The sequence below is a fragment of the Bradyrhizobium sp. AZCC 1610 genome (assembly GCF_036924515.1).
GTDB lineage: Bacteria > Pseudomonadota > Alphaproteobacteria > Rhizobiales > Xanthobacteraceae > Bradyrhizobium.
Genome location: NZ_JAZHRR010000001.1, coordinates 2,776,114 through 2,790,027, shown reverse-complemented (window position 1 = coordinate 2,790,027; position 13,914 = coordinate 2,776,114). Strand labels below are relative to the sequence as shown.

Annotated in this window: 17 protein-coding genes; 8 read left to right on the top strand and 9 right to left on the bottom strand. The window is 63.5% G+C overall.

The window, feature by feature from the left end:
* Positions 1-3 precede the first annotated feature (3 nt).
* The gene (locus tag V1279_RS13420; RefSeq protein ID WP_334436383.1) at positions 4-594 is read right to left on the bottom strand and encodes an NADPH-dependent FMN reductase; all 591 of its coding nucleotides are present in this window, start codon (positions 592-594) and stop codon (positions 4-6) included.
* Positions 595-769: 175 nt separating this feature from the next.
* Positions 770-1,126 (bottom strand): hypothetical protein, encoded by a 357-nt coding sequence (locus V1279_RS13415; RefSeq protein ID WP_334436380.1) that lies wholly within the window; start codon positions 1,124-1,126, stop codon positions 770-772.
* A gap of 324 nt (positions 1,127-1,450) precedes the next feature.
* Here V1279_RS13415 and V1279_RS13410 point away from each other — a divergent pair, with 324 nt between their 5' ends.
* The 3 genes from V1279_RS13410 (at position 1,451) to V1279_RS13400 (ending at position 3,124) form a co-directional block, all read left to right on the top strand.
* Positions 1,451-1,684: a DUF6894 family protein gene (locus V1279_RS13410; RefSeq protein WP_334436378.1), complete on the top strand. Its 234-nt coding sequence runs from the start codon at positions 1,451-1,453 to the stop codon at positions 1,682-1,684.
* 9 nt (positions 1,685-1,693) lie between these two features.
* Positions 1,694-1,876 carry a hypothetical protein gene (locus V1279_RS13405; protein ID WP_212418706.1) on the top strand — a complete coding sequence of 61 codons (183 nt, stop codon included), beginning with the start codon at positions 1,694-1,696 and terminating at the stop codon, positions 1,874-1,876.
* A 246-nt stretch (positions 1,877-2,122) separates the two neighbouring features.
* Positions 2,123-3,124 carry a hypothetical protein gene (locus V1279_RS13400; protein ID WP_334436373.1) on the top strand — a complete coding sequence of 334 codons (1,002 nt, stop codon included), beginning with the start codon at positions 2,123-2,125 and terminating at the stop codon, positions 3,122-3,124.
* A 118-nt stretch (positions 3,125-3,242) separates the two neighbouring features.
* Here the strand turns inward: V1279_RS13400 and V1279_RS13395 are convergent, their stop codons facing one another.
* Entirely contained in the window at positions 3,243-3,428 is a 186-nt protein-coding gene (locus tag V1279_RS13395; protein WP_334436371.1) for a hypothetical protein, read from the bottom strand.
* A gap of 244 nt (positions 3,429-3,672) precedes the next feature.
* On the opposite strand from V1279_RS13395, the gene V1279_RS13390 reads away from it, so the two are divergent.
* Both V1279_RS13390 and V1279_RS13385 read left to right on the top strand, forming a co-directional pair.
* The gene (locus V1279_RS13390) at positions 3,673-3,906 is read left to right on the top strand and encodes a DUF6894 family protein (RefSeq protein ID WP_334436369.1); all 234 of its coding nucleotides are present in this window, start codon (positions 3,673-3,675) and stop codon (positions 3,904-3,906) included.
* Between the two features lie 9 nt (positions 3,907-3,915).
* Positions 3,916-4,080 carry a hypothetical protein gene (locus V1279_RS13385; protein ID WP_334436366.1) on the top strand — a complete coding sequence of 55 codons (165 nt, stop codon included), beginning with the start codon at positions 3,916-3,918 and terminating at the stop codon, positions 4,078-4,080.
* 34 nt (positions 4,081-4,114) lie between these two features.
* On the opposite strand, the gene V1279_RS13380 is transcribed toward V1279_RS13385, so the two are convergent.
* Complete coding sequence (locus V1279_RS13380; protein ID WP_334436363.1) at positions 4,115-4,903, bottom strand: SDR family NAD(P)-dependent oxidoreductase; 789 nt, start codon at positions 4,901-4,903, stop codon at positions 4,115-4,117.
* Between the two features lie 161 nt (positions 4,904-5,064).
* Here V1279_RS13380 and V1279_RS13375 point away from each other — a divergent pair, with 161 nt between their 5' ends.
* On the top strand, positions 5,065-5,499 hold the full coding sequence (locus tag V1279_RS13375; RefSeq protein WP_334436360.1) for a hypothetical protein: 435 nt from the start codon (positions 5,065-5,067) through the stop codon (positions 5,497-5,499).
* Positions 5,500-5,526: 27 nt separating this feature from the next.
* On the opposite strand, the gene V1279_RS13370 is transcribed toward V1279_RS13375, so the two are convergent.
* Positions 5,527-5,766, bottom strand: a complete 240-nt coding sequence (locus tag V1279_RS13370) for a hypothetical protein (protein ID WP_334436357.1) — start codon at positions 5,764-5,766, stop codon at positions 5,527-5,529.
* Positions 5,767-6,261: 495 nt separating this feature from the next.
* Complete coding sequence (locus V1279_RS13365; RefSeq protein WP_334436354.1) at positions 6,262-7,011, bottom strand: SDR family oxidoreductase; 750 nt, start codon at positions 7,009-7,011, stop codon at positions 6,262-6,264.
* A 162-nt stretch (positions 7,012-7,173) separates the two neighbouring features.
* Here V1279_RS13365 and V1279_RS13360 point away from each other — a divergent pair, with 162 nt between their 5' ends.
* The gene (locus V1279_RS13360; protein WP_334436352.1) at positions 7,174-9,255 is read left to right on the top strand and encodes a methyl-accepting chemotaxis protein; all 2,082 of its coding nucleotides are present in this window, start codon (positions 7,174-7,176) and stop codon (positions 9,253-9,255) included.
* Between the two features lie 8 nt (positions 9,256-9,263).
* On the opposite strand, the gene V1279_RS13355 is transcribed toward V1279_RS13360, so the two are convergent.
* Positions 9,264-9,941, bottom strand: coding sequence for a nitroreductase (locus tag V1279_RS13355; protein ID WP_334446373.1), 678 nt, complete (start codon positions 9,939-9,941; stop codon positions 9,264-9,266).
* 35 nt (positions 9,942-9,976) lie between these two features.
* On the bottom strand, positions 9,977-10,852 hold the full coding sequence (locus tag V1279_RS13350; RefSeq protein WP_334446371.1) for an MBL fold metallo-hydrolase: 876 nt from the start codon (positions 10,850-10,852) through the stop codon (positions 9,977-9,979).
* A gap of 159 nt (positions 10,853-11,011) precedes the next feature.
* On the opposite strand from V1279_RS13350, the gene V1279_RS13345 reads away from it, so the two are divergent.
* The gene (locus tag V1279_RS13345) at positions 11,012-11,986 is read left to right on the top strand and encodes a glycerophosphodiester phosphodiesterase family protein (RefSeq protein WP_334436350.1); all 975 of its coding nucleotides are present in this window, start codon (positions 11,012-11,014) and stop codon (positions 11,984-11,986) included.
* 108 nt (positions 11,987-12,094) lie between these two features.
* Here the strand turns inward: V1279_RS13345 and V1279_RS13340 are convergent, their stop codons facing one another.
* Positions 12,095-13,717, bottom strand: a complete 1,623-nt coding sequence (locus tag V1279_RS13340; RefSeq protein WP_334436347.1) for an ABC-F family ATP-binding cassette domain-containing protein — start codon at positions 13,715-13,717, stop codon at positions 12,095-12,097.
* Positions 13,718-13,914: the final 197 nt, after the last annotated feature.

Here is a 13,914-nt window from a genome sequence, read left to right as displayed (position 1 = left end):
CTCTCAATATGGCGGCTTCTTGCGCTCCCGCTGCTCTCTTGCCGCCTCCATCCACCACACGAGATCATCGGCAAAGCGCGGAAACGCGTGTGACAGCGCCTTGCCGCCCTCGCCGGTCGGTTTGCCGTCTTCCGTCAGCGTCTGCGCGATCGGCCCGACGGCGATCGAGCTCGAAATCACCACCATGCCCATTTCCGAAAGCGTGCCGTGCCATGCCAGCGCGGCGCGCGCACCGGAGAAGCGGCCGGCCGAATAGCTGGCGATCGCCGCAGGCCGCCAGAACCATTCTTCGAGGAAATGGTCGGTGAGGTTTTTCAGCCCCGGCTGTATGCCCCAATTGTATTCGCCTGTAACGAAGACAAAGCCGTCAGCGGTGCGGATCTGCTCGGCCAATTTTTCGAGCGCCGCCGGCGCGCCGCCTTTCGGATATTCCTTGTACATCCGGTCCAGCATCGGCAGGCCGATCGCCTTGGCGTCGATCAGCTCGACATCGTCGCCGCGCGCGGCAAACCCCTCGACGACGAATTGCGCGAGCCGGATGCCCATGCGGTCGGAACGGTAGGAGCCGTAAAAGACGAGAATGCGGTAGCTCATGACGCCTGCCTCTTAAGACATTGGATGATGCACTCGAACCATGCGGGCTCTTTCCGTGCAAGGCCCGCTTTTTCGCAATGAACCTGAATGACGCCGTGGCCAGCGCTGAAGCGCTAGGCAGCCAACAAAAAAAAAGCGGCCTTGCGGCCGCTTCGTTGCAGTTACGCGTTCGTCTCTACCAATAACCGGGCCCGTCATAATAGGCATAGGAATCAACGTACGGCGCGCCCGCAATGGCGGCCGCCGTTCCGACCGCACCGGCGGCTACGCCGGCCGCAAGCCCGACGGGGCCGGGCCCGTAATACACACGAGGCCCGTAATACACGCGAGGCCCGTAGTAGCCATGGTAGTAGCTATAGTCATAGCGGCTCGGCAGGCGAACACCGTATCCGCCGCGCAGATAGTCGGAGTTCGGGTAAGTAAACCCGATCATGCCGGGTTCCTGGGTTGCTTCCTGCGACATGGCAGGTGTTGCAACCGCCGTCGCCGTCGCAACGATCGCGGTCGCGCCAAGCAGTGTCAGTTTCGTCATTGCGCATCTCCATCTGAATATGAAGAGCGAACCGACGAGCCGAGATGCTTGTTCCGAAGGTCGATTCACAGCGCCGTGATTTTCAGAGACGATTGCCTCTCGCCGGCAAGATAAAAGGCCGGCGGGCATTACGCCGCCGGCCTTCTCTTGCAACTGCCGGCTCGGGAGGTCCGGTTCCGTTGCGATTCCATGCCTAAAATTTGACCACTGCAGCATTAATAAAATCTTAACGACCGACTGTGAGGTGCATCACGGATGGGCAAAACCTTCTGGGGCTAGCTTCGTACCAATAAGAGTAGCTTCGCCTAAGTCCAGGAGGCCAACATGGCCCAGGTTTATTTCCACTGCTCGAATTCCCGGGAAGTCCGGATCGATCGATCCGGCGAAGCGGTGAGCGACCTCGCCGAGGCACGCGACCGCGCGGCCTGCATCGTCCGCTCGCTGATCATGGGACGCGACGCGGAAGACTGGCGCGACTGGGTCGTGCATGTCAGCGACGATTTCGACGAAGAGATCTTCGTTCTGCCGTTCGCCTTCGTCCTCGGCAAGCCGCATTGAGAGGTCGCCATGCTGCCGGCGCGACCGCCCTTCATGCCGCTGCTCCGCCGCCTCGATGCGATCGTGGCGCGGTGCCACCGCCTGATCGAGCGCGCCCGCGACCCCTATCGTCCCGAGCGCCACTACATGCGCGGCCCCGGCCCGAAATGGCACGCCAGGCATCGCGCTGACGTCGCAGGCGTAGCCCTCTAAGACGCGGCCGACCGCACCGCAGACGCGTTCGGCGCCAGATCCGAAAAATCCCTATTCGTCCCTTCTCCAGTTCCAGCCCCTGGAACCCGCAGCCCCAACCTCTCCACGAGATTGCCTTGCTTTGGTCAAACCTCGCTGGCCGTGTGACGGCACAGGCAGGGGTTTTACGGGCAGAGGTTTTTCGACCCTGCCAAAGCATGCTCGCCGCCCGATGCGGGTGACATTGGACTGAGCAAGGGACCGCCAATGCAATCCACGCCAACGTTGAAAGACACCGATCCACACGACGTCTTTGCGATCGAATCGCTGCTGCACGCGCATGCCGAGAAGACGCCGCATGCCGAAAAGGCGCCACCGCTGGCGCACGATCCGGCCGCCCCTCCAGCGGCGCCGCAAGTTCACGTTACGCCGCCGATCTCGGCCGGCGCGCCGATTCCGCAGGTCGAACCGACATTTCGGGCCAGCGATGTCCGCGATATCCAGCTTGAGAATATCAGGCCAAGCGAGATCAAGGTGGATGGTCTCAAGCCTCCCGGCGAACGGCCGACGGCCAAATGGGTGAAGCGCGTGGTCATGGCGCTGCTGGCCCTTTGCGGCGCCATGGCTGCCGCCGCGTGGCAGCACTATGGCGATCAGGCCAAGGCGATGGCCGCCGAGTGGGCGCCGCCCTTCGTGCTGGCTGCATTACCTTCGGCAACCAAGCCTGCCGGCGCGGAGCAGCCGAGCGCCCCGGCCACTGAAGCCGCCGCAACAGATCAGGCCGCCGTGCAACCGGCGGCAGCGCAAGCACCGGCCCAACCCGAACCCGCTGCCACCGCCGCCGCGCCCGCTCCTTCTGCTGACACTGCCCAGTTGCAATCGATGGCGCAGGATCTCGCCACGATGGGCCAGCAGGTCGAGGAGTTGAAAACCGCCATCGCGCAGCTCAAGGCGAGCCAGGCGCAAATGGCGCGTGAATTTGCCAAGGCTTCGGAGGCCCGAGCGGCCGAAGCCAGGCCCCCCGAGCAGAACCTGCGGCCCAGGGTGTCGGCGCTGACGCCGCCGCGGCCAGCCGCGCCGCCGCCAGTGCGTAAGCCGAAGCCGGCCTATTCCTATTCGCCTTCCTATTCGCCCGCGCCGATTGCGGCCGCTCCCGCAGCGCCGCTTCCGCCGGCGCAGACCGCCGCGCCGTTGCCGCCAGCACCGCCGCAGCAAACGATAGCCGAGGACGGCGCACCGGTGGTGCGCCCGCCGATGCCGCTGCGGTAGCAAGCCGGGATTACACGAAACCTGTTATCACTGCGCGAGCGCAATTTGCGTTGCGCTCGTCGCGGGCGCGCATTCGCGTGCCCCGTTGGCTCCCTCAGGCCTTCGGATTGCGCGGAACTTAGCTCTGATGCGGTCCCCGCATCAGCTTCATCGCGTCCTCGATATGACGCCACTCCCTGGCTTCCTCGGCATCGCCCTTGCTCTCGCAAGCCTGTGCATTATGGGCGGCTTCCGCGATCGCGGTGAGGCCGTGCTTCTCCATCATCTGACGCGCAATCGTGTGGATCTGCATTTCCGACATCATGTCGCTCTCCCAGGGTTCCACCAGTCCACGCCGTACGTTTCGCTCGTCGCGGCTTCCTCGTGAAACTGCCGAACCGAAAGTCTCGTTCCTCGCGCTGCGACAGATAATTTTCCGACAAATTTACGGACCGGTTCCACCTGAGGTCGCTGGCCCCCGTAGTATCCCGTCCGCAATCTCCCCGAATATCAAGTCGATGTCCCGCCTGCTATTTTTTCAGCGTGAATCGCAATCGCGGGAGTCGGATATGGCCAGAGTCTATTTCCACTACTCCAATTCCGAGGGCGTATGCGTCGATCGGCGCGGCACCGCCGTCGGAAACCTGACCGAGATGCGCGACCACGCCGCCCGCGTCGTGCAGTCGCTGATTACGGCGCAGGGCCCCGAAGACTGGCGCGATTGGACGCTGCATGTCAGCGACGATCTCAACGATGAAATCTTCGTCCTGCCGTTTTCGTCCATGCTCGGCAAACTGCATTGAGGGGTCGCCATGCTGGTCATGCAACCGCTGCTCCGACGCCTGACAGAGATCGTGATCCATTGGCACAGGCTGGTCGACCTTGCCCGCAATCGCTACCGTCCCGAGCTGCACTACATGCGCGGCCCCGGCCCCGAAATGGCACGCGAAGCATCAGGGCATTCAGTAGCCCTGTAGGCCGTACGATGGGTAGAGCTTCGCTCCACCCATCCTACAAATCCCCCAAGTCCGGCGGCTCGAACCAGTTCGTCAGCGACAGGCCGCCGTCGATCACGATCGCGGCGCCCGTGACGTAGGCCGATATCCGGTTCGACAGCACCGCCAGCGCCAGCGGCGCAAGATCGTTGGCCTCGCCGAGCCGGCCGAGCGGAATGTGTTTTGCGAGCGCGGGATCGGCGACGAAGCCGCCGGCCGCGATCGCGCCGGGCACCAGCGCGTTGACGCGGATGCCGAAGCGCCCGAACGTCTTGGCCAATTCTTTCACCAGCATCGAAAGCCCCGCCTTCGACGTCGAATAATGCGGCAGGTTACGCGGCGTGCCGGCATGCAGCGAGGTCAGCAGCAGGAACGAGCCGGGCTGTTTGTCGGCGATCAGCCTTCGCGCCAGTTCGCGCGAGAGATGGAATCCGGCTTCAAGATTCACCGCATGCATCTGCGCCCAGGTCTCCGTGGTGACGCCAAGCACGTGATCGGCTTCGCGCCGCGGCGGAGAGGCGCTGTGCACGAAATGCGTCACGCGCCCGACGGCGGCGGCTGCTTCCGCCAGCAGCGCTTCGCGCGCCGCTGGGTCGGCGAGATCGCCGACCCAGGGCACCGCCAGTTCCGGCCGGGCCGAGGCTTTGACGGCCGCCGTCACCGTCTCCCGGTTCACATCGACGAACACCGTTCGCACGCCCTCGCCGACCAGGGCCTGCGCGATCGCGCGGCCGATCCCGTTGCCCGCGCCGGTGACGAGCGCCACCTCGCGCGCAGGATCGAATGGCGTACTTAGCAGGCTCATGTTCGCGTCTCCCATCGAAACAGATCTTATCAAGCCAGGGCACATCTCGTTGCCGGTTGCATCTTGCGCTATCCATCCGGCGTACCATCTGCACTGCTAGGTTGCTTCCACCTTGCTGGAAACCGTCCTAATCTCCTTCTGTAACCGGCGGGCTCACCAGCATGCAAACCCGCGTTCGAACAGTCGCCCACGTTCTGGAACGCGTTGGGCTTGCAATGGCAGGCGCGGCGAGCGGGTTATTTGTGGCGGCTCTGGTGGGAACGAGCCATTCCGCACTCACCAATCAGGCCTTCCTGCTCCTGATGATGGTCGGCGGCGCCGTTGGCTTTTACCTCGGCATCGATACGCCGGCCTCACATTCCACCGCATCGAACGGCCGGCCCGCCGATGGCGCCTGGGTCGGCAAGATCGACACGCCGGAACTGCTCAGCGCGGTCGGCACCTTCCTTGCGGCGTTCTCGGCGTTCGCTTGCGTCGGCGTGATCGTGCTGCGCCACGATCCGCATTTGGCATGGATATCGATGATCATGGCCGGATGGGTGGTCGGCGTCGCCATGCAGATCATCGCCGGCGCGATCGCCCGCCTGCGCCGCTGATCAGCAGCAGGAGTCCGGCATTCGCCGTCAGCTCTCCTCCTCCAGCGTCAGCACCAGCCCGGTCAGCGCCGCGCCGATCCCGAACATCAGGCCGTAGGTCGTGACCAGCATCACCGTGGTCTGAACCGGTGCGCCGCTTTTGGCAACGAGGTCCCTGACATGAAAGGCATCGGTCAGGCCGAGCACCAGCACCAGCGATAGCCCAAGGGCCACGCCCATCAGGAAATGGGTGAGCAGCGCATTGAAGAGTGACTTTTGCGGACGCATGGACGCCGGGCCTTCGGCATGATGCCAAGCCAACGCACGGCCGAAGGAACTGGTTCCTCGGTGAGAGAACAGAATTCGTTCTGTCCCGCGGCGCATCAGCGTCCCCGGCCGTTTGCAAAGCGTTAAGCAAGCGCTGCCAATGCTCACCCGCATTTCCAAAAATTTCCACAATCCTCTTTAGGAAGAAGGCATTCGCTTTCGAGATAAGGAGAATTCCCATGCGGTTAGGGCAAGCGATCTTCTTCGGTTCGGCGGCCGCCCTCCTCACTTTGGCAGCGCCGACGCTCGCCAGAAATTCCACCACGAATTCGCACACGGCGAAAGCAACCGAGGCGCCCGCGTCTGCCTCCTGCCATGCTTATCAGCAGGCGGCCGACGGATTGTGGACGCAGCTACCCTGTCAGGCGATGGGTTCCAAGGCGCCGACCCAGCCTCGCTCCGCCGCAAAGAGCGCGACCGAAGAAACGCAGTAACCGCAGCAGGAAGCGCCCACACCTACGCCACCGACCTGCCCAGCCAATCGTCGAAACGCGTCGGCATGATCCGCGCGCCGTCGTTCGGCACCAGCGTGCGCAACGCGAGCGGCGCGCCGAAATACGGCACGTCGGCGCCTGCCACGATCCTGCTGGTGTCGCCCTGCTTGCGGAGCCAGCGGCCGACGAAGTCCGCAAGTGGCGCCGCTTCGGGACCCGCAACCTCGCGGATGCCGTTGGCGGGCTCGCCGAGGGTCACGTCGGCCAGCGCAATGGCGACCTCGTCGGAAAGCAACGGCTGCATCAACTGGCTGGAGGCATGGACCGCACCATCCCCGCGCCCGGAATCCGCGATCGCGCCGACGAATTCGAAGAATTGGGTAGCGCGCAGGATCGTGTAGGCCAGGCCGGAATTCGCGATCAGCCGCTCCTGTGCCAGCTTGGCACGGAAATAGCCGCTGCTCTCGAGCCGGTCGGTGCCGACGATCGACAGCGCGATACAGTGCCGCACGTCGGCCTGCTTCGCAGCCGCGATCAGGTTGCGCGTCCCCGTCTCGAAGAATTGCAGCACCGCCTTGTCCTCGAACGAGGGCGAATTCGACACGTCAACGACGACGTCGGCGCCCGCAAGCGCCGGTTGCAGGCCCTCCCCGCTCACGGCGTTGACGCCCCGGCTCGGCGACGCCTGCAGCACCTCATGGCCGCGCGACCGGAGCAACGGGGCCAATTTCGAGCCGATGAGGCCCGTACCGCCGATGATAACGATCTTCATTTCCTGCGCTCCTTTCCCTGAAGCCACGGCGCCCCGCGCTACGTCACCAAAACGAAATGCAACGGGCCGGTGTGACACGCCCCACCGTAAACCCTGGATTAATTTGCACCACCTATACTGGTGGCCCGCACGTCCGCACCAGCGCAAATGGCCCAAAATCCCATGAAAATCGGTACCCTCCTCACCGCTGCCATCGTCTCGCTTTCCGCCGTCGGCGGCGGGCTCGCCGTCTATGTGGCGGTTTCGAAATATCAGATCATGGACAAGGTCTCGGTCGCGCAGAGCCGGCTGGAGGTGGTGCGGGCGGTCGGCGACATCCCGCGCTACATGAATCCCGAGCGCGGCTTTGCCACCAACATCATGTTCGGACCTCCCGCCGTGGATCCGAAACTGCTCGCCGAACTCGACAAGTATCGCAAGAACACCGATGGCGCGCGCGACAAGATGAACCGGGTCAAGGCGACCCTGGCGGGCGCGATCGAGGACAGTGCTGCCGTCGGCAGCAGCATCGATGCCCTCAATACCCAATTCGCCGGGCTGCGCGCAACCATCGACAAGGCCCTCAGCGGTCCGGCGGAAGCCCGCCGCGATGTTGCCAAGAAAATCGTCGCCGACAACTCGGCCTTCAACAAGGCTGTCACGACGCTGCTCGACGAGCAGGTGCGCAAGATCGCGCTGCTCGACGGCACTGCCTACCGGCAAGCGAGCTACGCCAATATCGCCTGGACGCTACGCGACGTCGGTGGGCTCAACTCCAGCCTGCACAAGAATCTCATCGGCGCCAACCGGGTGGCCACCGAAGCCGAGAAGATGGAGATCAGCCGCTCGCAGGGGCGAAACGATCAAATTTTGATGTCGCTGCAGGAATTGCGTGGCAATCCCTCTACGCCGGCCAATGTGGCCGCAGCGCTGGACAAGATGAACGCGGCCTATGTCGATCGCTTCGGCAAAGAGCTGAAGCTCGTCAAGGATGGCGCCATCAGCGGCAAATATGAACACGATATGGAGACCTACTATGCAGAGACGCAACTCGGTCTTGCGTCCATCATTACGGTCCGCGATGCTTTCTACGACAACGCCGAACAGGTGCTCGGCGAAGCCTATTCCTCGGCGCGTCTCAGCTTTCTGATCGCGCTCGCGGGTCTCATTGCAGTCGTCGCCGCCAGCGCCGTGCTGATCGTGATGGTTCGCCGCCGCGTCTGCAAACCGATCGTCGATCTCACGGCGCGGATGTCGCGGCTGGCCAACGGTGACCTTGCGAGCGAAATATCGGGCAGCGAACGCAACGATGAGATCGGCGCGATGGCTGCTGCCGTTGGCGTCTTCAAGGACAGCATGATCGAGGCGGAACGGCTCGCCGCCGAGCAGGCCGCCCAGAACGACGGCAAGATGCGCCGCGCCCAGGTGCTCGACGAGCTCACCCGCGTGTTCGAAGCCAAGGTCACCGAACTCGTCGGCGGGCTGTCATCGGCATCGTCAGTCATGGAGGACACCGCACAGTCGATGTCATCGACCGCAACCCTCACCAATCGTCAGGCGGCCATCGTCGCCGCCGCTTCCGAACAGACTTCCGCCAACGTGCAGACGGTTGCGAGCGCTACCGAGGAACTGGCTTCCTCGATCTCGGAAATCGGCCGCCAGGTCGCGCAATCGACCGAAATCGCCGCCCGTGCGGTCGACAATGCGCGGCGCACCGGCGACAGCGCCCGCTCGCTCGCCGAGGGCGCGCAGAAGATCGGCGACGTCGTGACGCTGATCCAGAGCATTGCCGCGCAGACCAACCTGTTGGCGCTGAACGCGACCATCGAAGCCGCGCGCGCCGGCGATGCCGGCCGCGGCTTTGCCGTCGTCGCGTCCGAAGTCAAATCGCTGGCCGGCCAGACCGCAAAGGCGACCACCGAAATCTCCGAACAGATCGCCTCGATTCAGGCGGCGAGCGACCAAACCGTGACGGCGATCCAGAATGTCGCCAACGTCATCGCCGAAATCGACCAGATCGGCACCGCGATTGCGGCGGCGATCGAGGAACAGGGCTCCGCGACCAAGGAAATCTCGCGCAGCGTGCAGGAAGCCGCGCGCGGCACCCAGGAGGTCAATTCCAACATCACCGGCGTCCAGAAGGCCGCCGACGACACCGGCGCCGCTGCCAATCAGGTGCTCGGTGCGGCCGAGCAATTGTCCTCGCAGTCGAAGGATCTCGCCGGACAGGTCAACCGCTTCCTGTCAGAGGTGCGTGCGGCGTAGCTATCCCGTCAGTCGGAGAACCCGACAAAGCGGACGAAATCGCCATTCGGCTCACGGTCCGACCGCACCGCATTGGCGGGAAAGCTGTCGTCGGGATAGCCCATGGCGACGCAGGTCATGATGACCTCGTCCTCGGGGATATGGCCGACCTCGCGCACGATGTCCGAGCGCATGATGCCCTGCCCGTTGATGACACTGCCAAGCCCGCGGTCCCAGGCGGCGAGCACGATGCCATAGCAGAGCGCGCCCAGATCGAAGTGGCACACCGCGCCGGGATCGAGAATTTTGTCATAGGTCAGGACCAGCGAGACCGGCGCGTCGAATTGCCGGAAGCCGCGTAGCACCCAGTCCTGCCGCATCGGCTTGTCATCGCGCGCGATCCCCATCACGGCGAACAGTTTTTTCGCGATATCGACCTGCCGGCCGCGGTGCACCCCCTGGTATTCGCCATGGCTGACGATGTCGCGCTTCGGCTTGGCGCCCGCGATCATCTCCTCCATGTTGCGACGGCGCACCTCTTCCAGCGGCTCGCCGGTCAGGACGTGGATATGCCAGGGCTGGGTGTTCATCGACGACGGCGCGCGCTTGGCGACCTCGATGATGTCCTCGATGACGGCGCGGGAAATCGGCTCCTTGGTAAAACCGCGCACGCTCTTGCGGGTCTGAACCAGCGTCTCGAAATCCATCCGTTGCATTCCGTCCGTCCGTTGCATTCCCATGGTCAGTCCCTTTTGAAACGATAGTCGAAGCGGTCGCCATCGGCGGTAATCAGGCCGACGGTGGGTGTCGGAAAATGAATTGGCAGGATCAGCGTGTCGGTGCCGGCGACGGAAGCAAAGAATTTCCGCCGCGAGATTGCCGACTGCTTCGGATCCCAGTCGGGCTTCGCCGACCATTCCGGCTCACGGCACTGGATGACGTGATGCATGAGGTCGCCGGCCACCACCGCGCGTTTGCCCCTTGAGAGGATGTTGACGCAGCAGTGACAGGGCGAATGCCCCGGCGTCGGCGTCAGCGTGACGGTATCGTCGAGCGCGTAGTCGTCGTCAACCAGCACCGCCTGCCCGGCTTCCATGATGGGCAGGCAATTGTCGCGAAAGACCGTGCCCGGCGGGTTGGCGCCCTTGGCGTTCTCCGCCTCCCACGCTGCATATTCCCTCTTGTGAAATATGTACCTGGCATTGGGAAACGTCGGCACCCAGCGCCCGTCACGCAGCGTGGTATTCCAGCCGGTATGGTCGATGTGCAGATGGGTGCAGAACACGTAATCCACCTGCTCGTAGGATATGCCGAGCGCGAACAGCTCGTTGCGCCAGCGCTCCTTGCCGGGAAAATCGAATGGCGGCGGATGGCCCTTGTTCTCGCCGGTGCAGGTATCGACCAGGATGGTGTGGCGCGGCGTGCGGACGACGAAGGTCTGATAGGTGATCACCATCAGCCCCAGCGCCGTGTCGAACACCTCAGGCTCCATGCCGGCGAGGTGACGCTTGAACACCGTCTCATCATAGGCCGGGAAAAAATCCTGCGGCCGCCGCCACGGCCCCTCGCGCTCGATCGCCGCGTCGATGGTGATGTCGCCGATCCTGAGCTGCTTCATCCTCGCTTCGTCCCTTTTTCGAAGCAGCGTAACGGGCGAGTTCAGCGTCGACAAGCCGCGCACAAGTTGTAGCGCCATGCGTTTCGGCTTTCCGACCCTCCGCCGCAAATCGAACAGAAATGCTGCCTAGCGAATGCGTCCTCTGCGCGGGGGCAAGCCTTGAACAAGAAACTCAAATATGCCGTGGTGGCGATCGTCGTCTTCGCCGCAGCCATCTACATCAACAACACCAACCATCTCGCCACCCATCGGGAAGGCAAGCCTGTCCTGCTGGCGCATCGCGGCATTGCCCAACGCTTCGACGAACGCGAGCTGAAGAACGACACCTGTACGGTAGCGAGAATGCTGCCGCCCAGCCACAAGTATCTGGAGAACACGATCGAATCGATGCGAGCCGGTTTTTCGGCCGGAGCCGACATCGTCGAGCTCGATGTTCATCCCACCACCGACGGCGAGTTCGCGGTGTTTCACGACTGGACGCTGGATTGCCGCACCGACGGGCGCGGCGTCACGCGCGAACACTCCATGGCCTATTTGAAGAAGCTCGACATCGGCCATGGCTATACCGCTGACGGCGGCAAGACGTTTCCGTTTCGCGGCAAGGGCATCGGCCTGATGCCGACGCTCACTGAGGTTCTGGCGGCATTCCCGCAACAGCGCCTCCTGATCAACGTCAAGAGCCGCGATCCGTCGGAGGGAGAGAAGCTCGTGGCCGTGCTGAGCGAGATTGCCGCCGAACGCCGGGCGCAGATTATGGTCTATGGCGGCGACGAGCCGGTGGACGTCGTGCGGAAGCATGCGCCCCATATCAGAACCATCTCGCGCGCCACCATCAAGGGCTGCCTGCTCGGCTATATCGGCTATGGCTGGAGCGGCGTGGTGCCGAAAGCCTGCCGCAACGCGATGGTGATGCTGCCGATCAACGTCGCCCCGTGGATGTGGGGCTGGCCGGACCGTTTCCTGAACCGCATGAAAGCGGCCAACAGCGAGGTCTTCGTGCTCGGCCCCTATCGCGGCGGCGAGTTCTCGAGTGGGATAGATACGCCTGAGCAGTTTGCGCGCATGCCGCAAAACTATTCCGGCGGCATCTGGACCAATGAGATCGAGGCCATCGCGCCGCTCGCACGCAAGTAGTTTGTGGTTTGTAGCCCGGATGGAGCGAAGCGCAATCCGGGGTTCTCTCCGTCAGACTGAACTATTCCCGGATTACGCTTACGCTCCATCCGGGCTACGATTTCCGGACTAACTCCGTAACCCCGGCGCTTCCTGTCCGGTGCGCGCGACATATTCGGTGTAGCCGCCGCCAAATTGGTGGATGCCCTCCGGCGTCAACTCGAGCAAGCGATTGGAGAGCGCGGCCAGAAAATGCCGGTCGTGGGAGACGAACAGCATGGTGCCCTCGAACTCGGAGAGCGCGTTGATCAGCATTTCCTTGGTCGCGAGGTCCAGATGGTTGGTCGGCTCGTCCAGCACCAGGAAATTCGGCGGGTCGTAGAGCATTTTTGCCATGACGAGCCGTGCCTTCTCGCCGCCCGAGAGCACCCGGCATTTCTTTTCGACATCGTCGCCGGAAAAACCAAAGCACCCCGCCAGCGCGCGCAGCGAGCCTTGGCCTGCCTGCGGGAAGGAATCTTCCAGCGACTGGAACACCGTGCGCTCGCCATCGAGCAGATCCATGGCATGCTGGGCGAAGTAGCCCATCTTGACGCTGCCGCCGACGGCAACTGTGCCGTCGTCGGGCTCGGTCGATCCTGCCACCAGCTTCAATAGCGTCGACTTGCCCGCGCCATTGACGCCCATCACGCACCACCGCTCCTTGCGGCGGATCATGAAATCGAGCCCCTGATAGATGGTGCGGCTGCCATAGCCCTTGTGGACGTTCTTCAGGCTGACGACGTCCTCGCCCGAGCGCGGCGCCGGCAGGAATTCGAACGCGACCGTCTGGCGGCGCTTCGGTGGCTCGACGCGCTCGATCTTGTCGAGCTTCTTGACCCGGCTCTGCACCTGGGCGGCATGCGAGGCGCGCGCCTTGAAGCGTTCGATGAACTTGATTTCCTTGGCCAGCATCGCCTGCTGCCGCTCGAACTGGGCCTGCTGCTGCTTTTCGTTCAGCGCGCGCTGCTGCTCGTAGAATTCATAATCGCCGGAATAGGTCGTCAGCGTGCCGCCGTCGATCTCGACGACCTTGTTGATGATACGGTTGATGAACTCGCGGTCATGCGAGGTCATCAACAGCGCGCCTTCGTATCCCTTCAGAAATTGCTCCAGCCAAATCAGACTTTCCAGGTCGAGATGGTTGCTCGGCTCGTCCAGCAGCATCACGTCGGGCCGCATCAGGAGAATGCGCGCCAGCGCCACCCGCATCTTCCAGCCGCCCGACAGCGCGCCGACGTCGCCCTCCATCATCTCCTGGCTGAAACCGAGGCCCGACAGCGCCTCACGCGCCCGGCCATCGAGGGCATAGCCGTCGAGTTCCTCGAAGCGGTGCTGCACCTCGCCATAGCGCGCGATGATGTCTTCCATCTCGTCGGCCTGGTCCGGATCGGCCATCGCGGTTTCGAGCGATTTCAGCTCGCCCGCCACGACGCTGACGGGACCGGCGCCGTCCATGACTTCCGCCACCGCGCTGCGGCCCGACATTTCGCCGACGTCCTGGCTGAAATACCCAATGGTAATGCCCCGATCGAGGGAGACCTGGCCCTCGTCGGGAGGTTCCTGGCCTGAAATCATCCGGAAAAGCGTGGTCTTGCCGGCCCCGTTCGGGCCGACCAAGCCGATCTTCTCGCCCTTCTGAAGGGCCGCGGAGGCTTCGATGAAGAGGATCTGGTGGCCGACTTGCTTGCTGACGTTATCGAGACGGATCATAGGGGCCTGAAAAGGAGGAAATCGTTGCGGCCCGCTGCTTAGGACATCCGGCGCGCTTGTGGAAGCGGTTCCGAATAGCACCATGCGGAGCGATCATTCTACCGGTAGGCGTGGGCTATTATGTCCGCAACTGCAGCTTCCGATGCCAGAAGCGGTCGCGGCAAACCTTCGAGCGTCGCGAACCGATCAGAGGAAAC

Coding starts and splice junctions, on each gene's coding strand:
- V1279_RS13420 (WP_334436383.1), bottom strand. CDS start 594: ATGAGCTACCGCATTCTCGTCTTTTACGGCTCCTACCGTTCCGACCGC.
- V1279_RS13415 (WP_334436380.1), bottom strand. CDS start 1,126: ATGACGAAACTGACACTGCTTGGCGCGACCGCGATCGTTGCGACGGCG.
- V1279_RS13410 (WP_334436378.1), top strand. CDS start 1,451: ATGGCCCAGGTTTATTTCCACTGCTCGAATTCCCGGGAAGTCCGGATC.
- V1279_RS13405 (WP_212418706.1), top strand. CDS start 1,694: ATGCTGCCGGCGCGACCGCCCTTCATGCCGCTGCTCCGCCGCCTCGAT.
- V1279_RS13400 (WP_334436373.1), top strand. CDS start 2,123: ATGCAATCCACGCCAACGTTGAAAGACACCGATCCACACGACGTCTTT.
- V1279_RS13395 (WP_334436371.1), bottom strand. CDS start 3,428: ATGATGTCGGAAATGCAGATCCACACGATTGCGCGTCAGATGATGGAG.
- V1279_RS13390 (WP_334436369.1), top strand. CDS start 3,673: ATGGCCAGAGTCTATTTCCACTACTCCAATTCCGAGGGCGTATGCGTC.
- V1279_RS13385 (WP_334436366.1), top strand. CDS start 3,916: ATGCTGGTCATGCAACCGCTGCTCCGACGCCTGACAGAGATCGTGATC.
- V1279_RS13380 (WP_334436363.1), bottom strand. CDS start 4,903: ATGAGCCTGCTAAGTACGCCATTCGATCCTGCGCGCGAGGTGGCGCTC.
- V1279_RS13375 (WP_334436360.1), top strand. CDS start 5,065: ATGCAAACCCGCGTTCGAACAGTCGCCCACGTTCTGGAACGCGTTGGG.
- V1279_RS13370 (WP_334436357.1), bottom strand. CDS start 5,766: ATGCGTCCGCAAAAGTCACTCTTCAATGCGCTGCTCACCCATTTCCTG.
- V1279_RS13365 (WP_334436354.1), bottom strand. CDS start 7,011: ATGAAGATCGTTATCATCGGCGGTACGGGCCTCATCGGCTCGAAATTG.
- V1279_RS13360 (WP_334436352.1), top strand. CDS start 7,174: ATGAAAATCGGTACCCTCCTCACCGCTGCCATCGTCTCGCTTTCCGCC.
- V1279_RS13355 (WP_334446373.1), bottom strand. CDS start 9,941: ATGGATTTCGAGACGCTGGTTCAGACCCGCAAGAGCGTGCGCGGTTTT.
- V1279_RS13350 (WP_334446371.1), bottom strand. CDS start 10,852: ATGAAGCAGCTCAGGATCGGCGACATCACCATCGACGCGGCGATCGAG.
- V1279_RS13340 (WP_334436347.1), bottom strand. CDS start 13,717: ATGATCCGTCTCGATAACGTCAGCAAGCAAGTCGGCCACCAGATCCTC.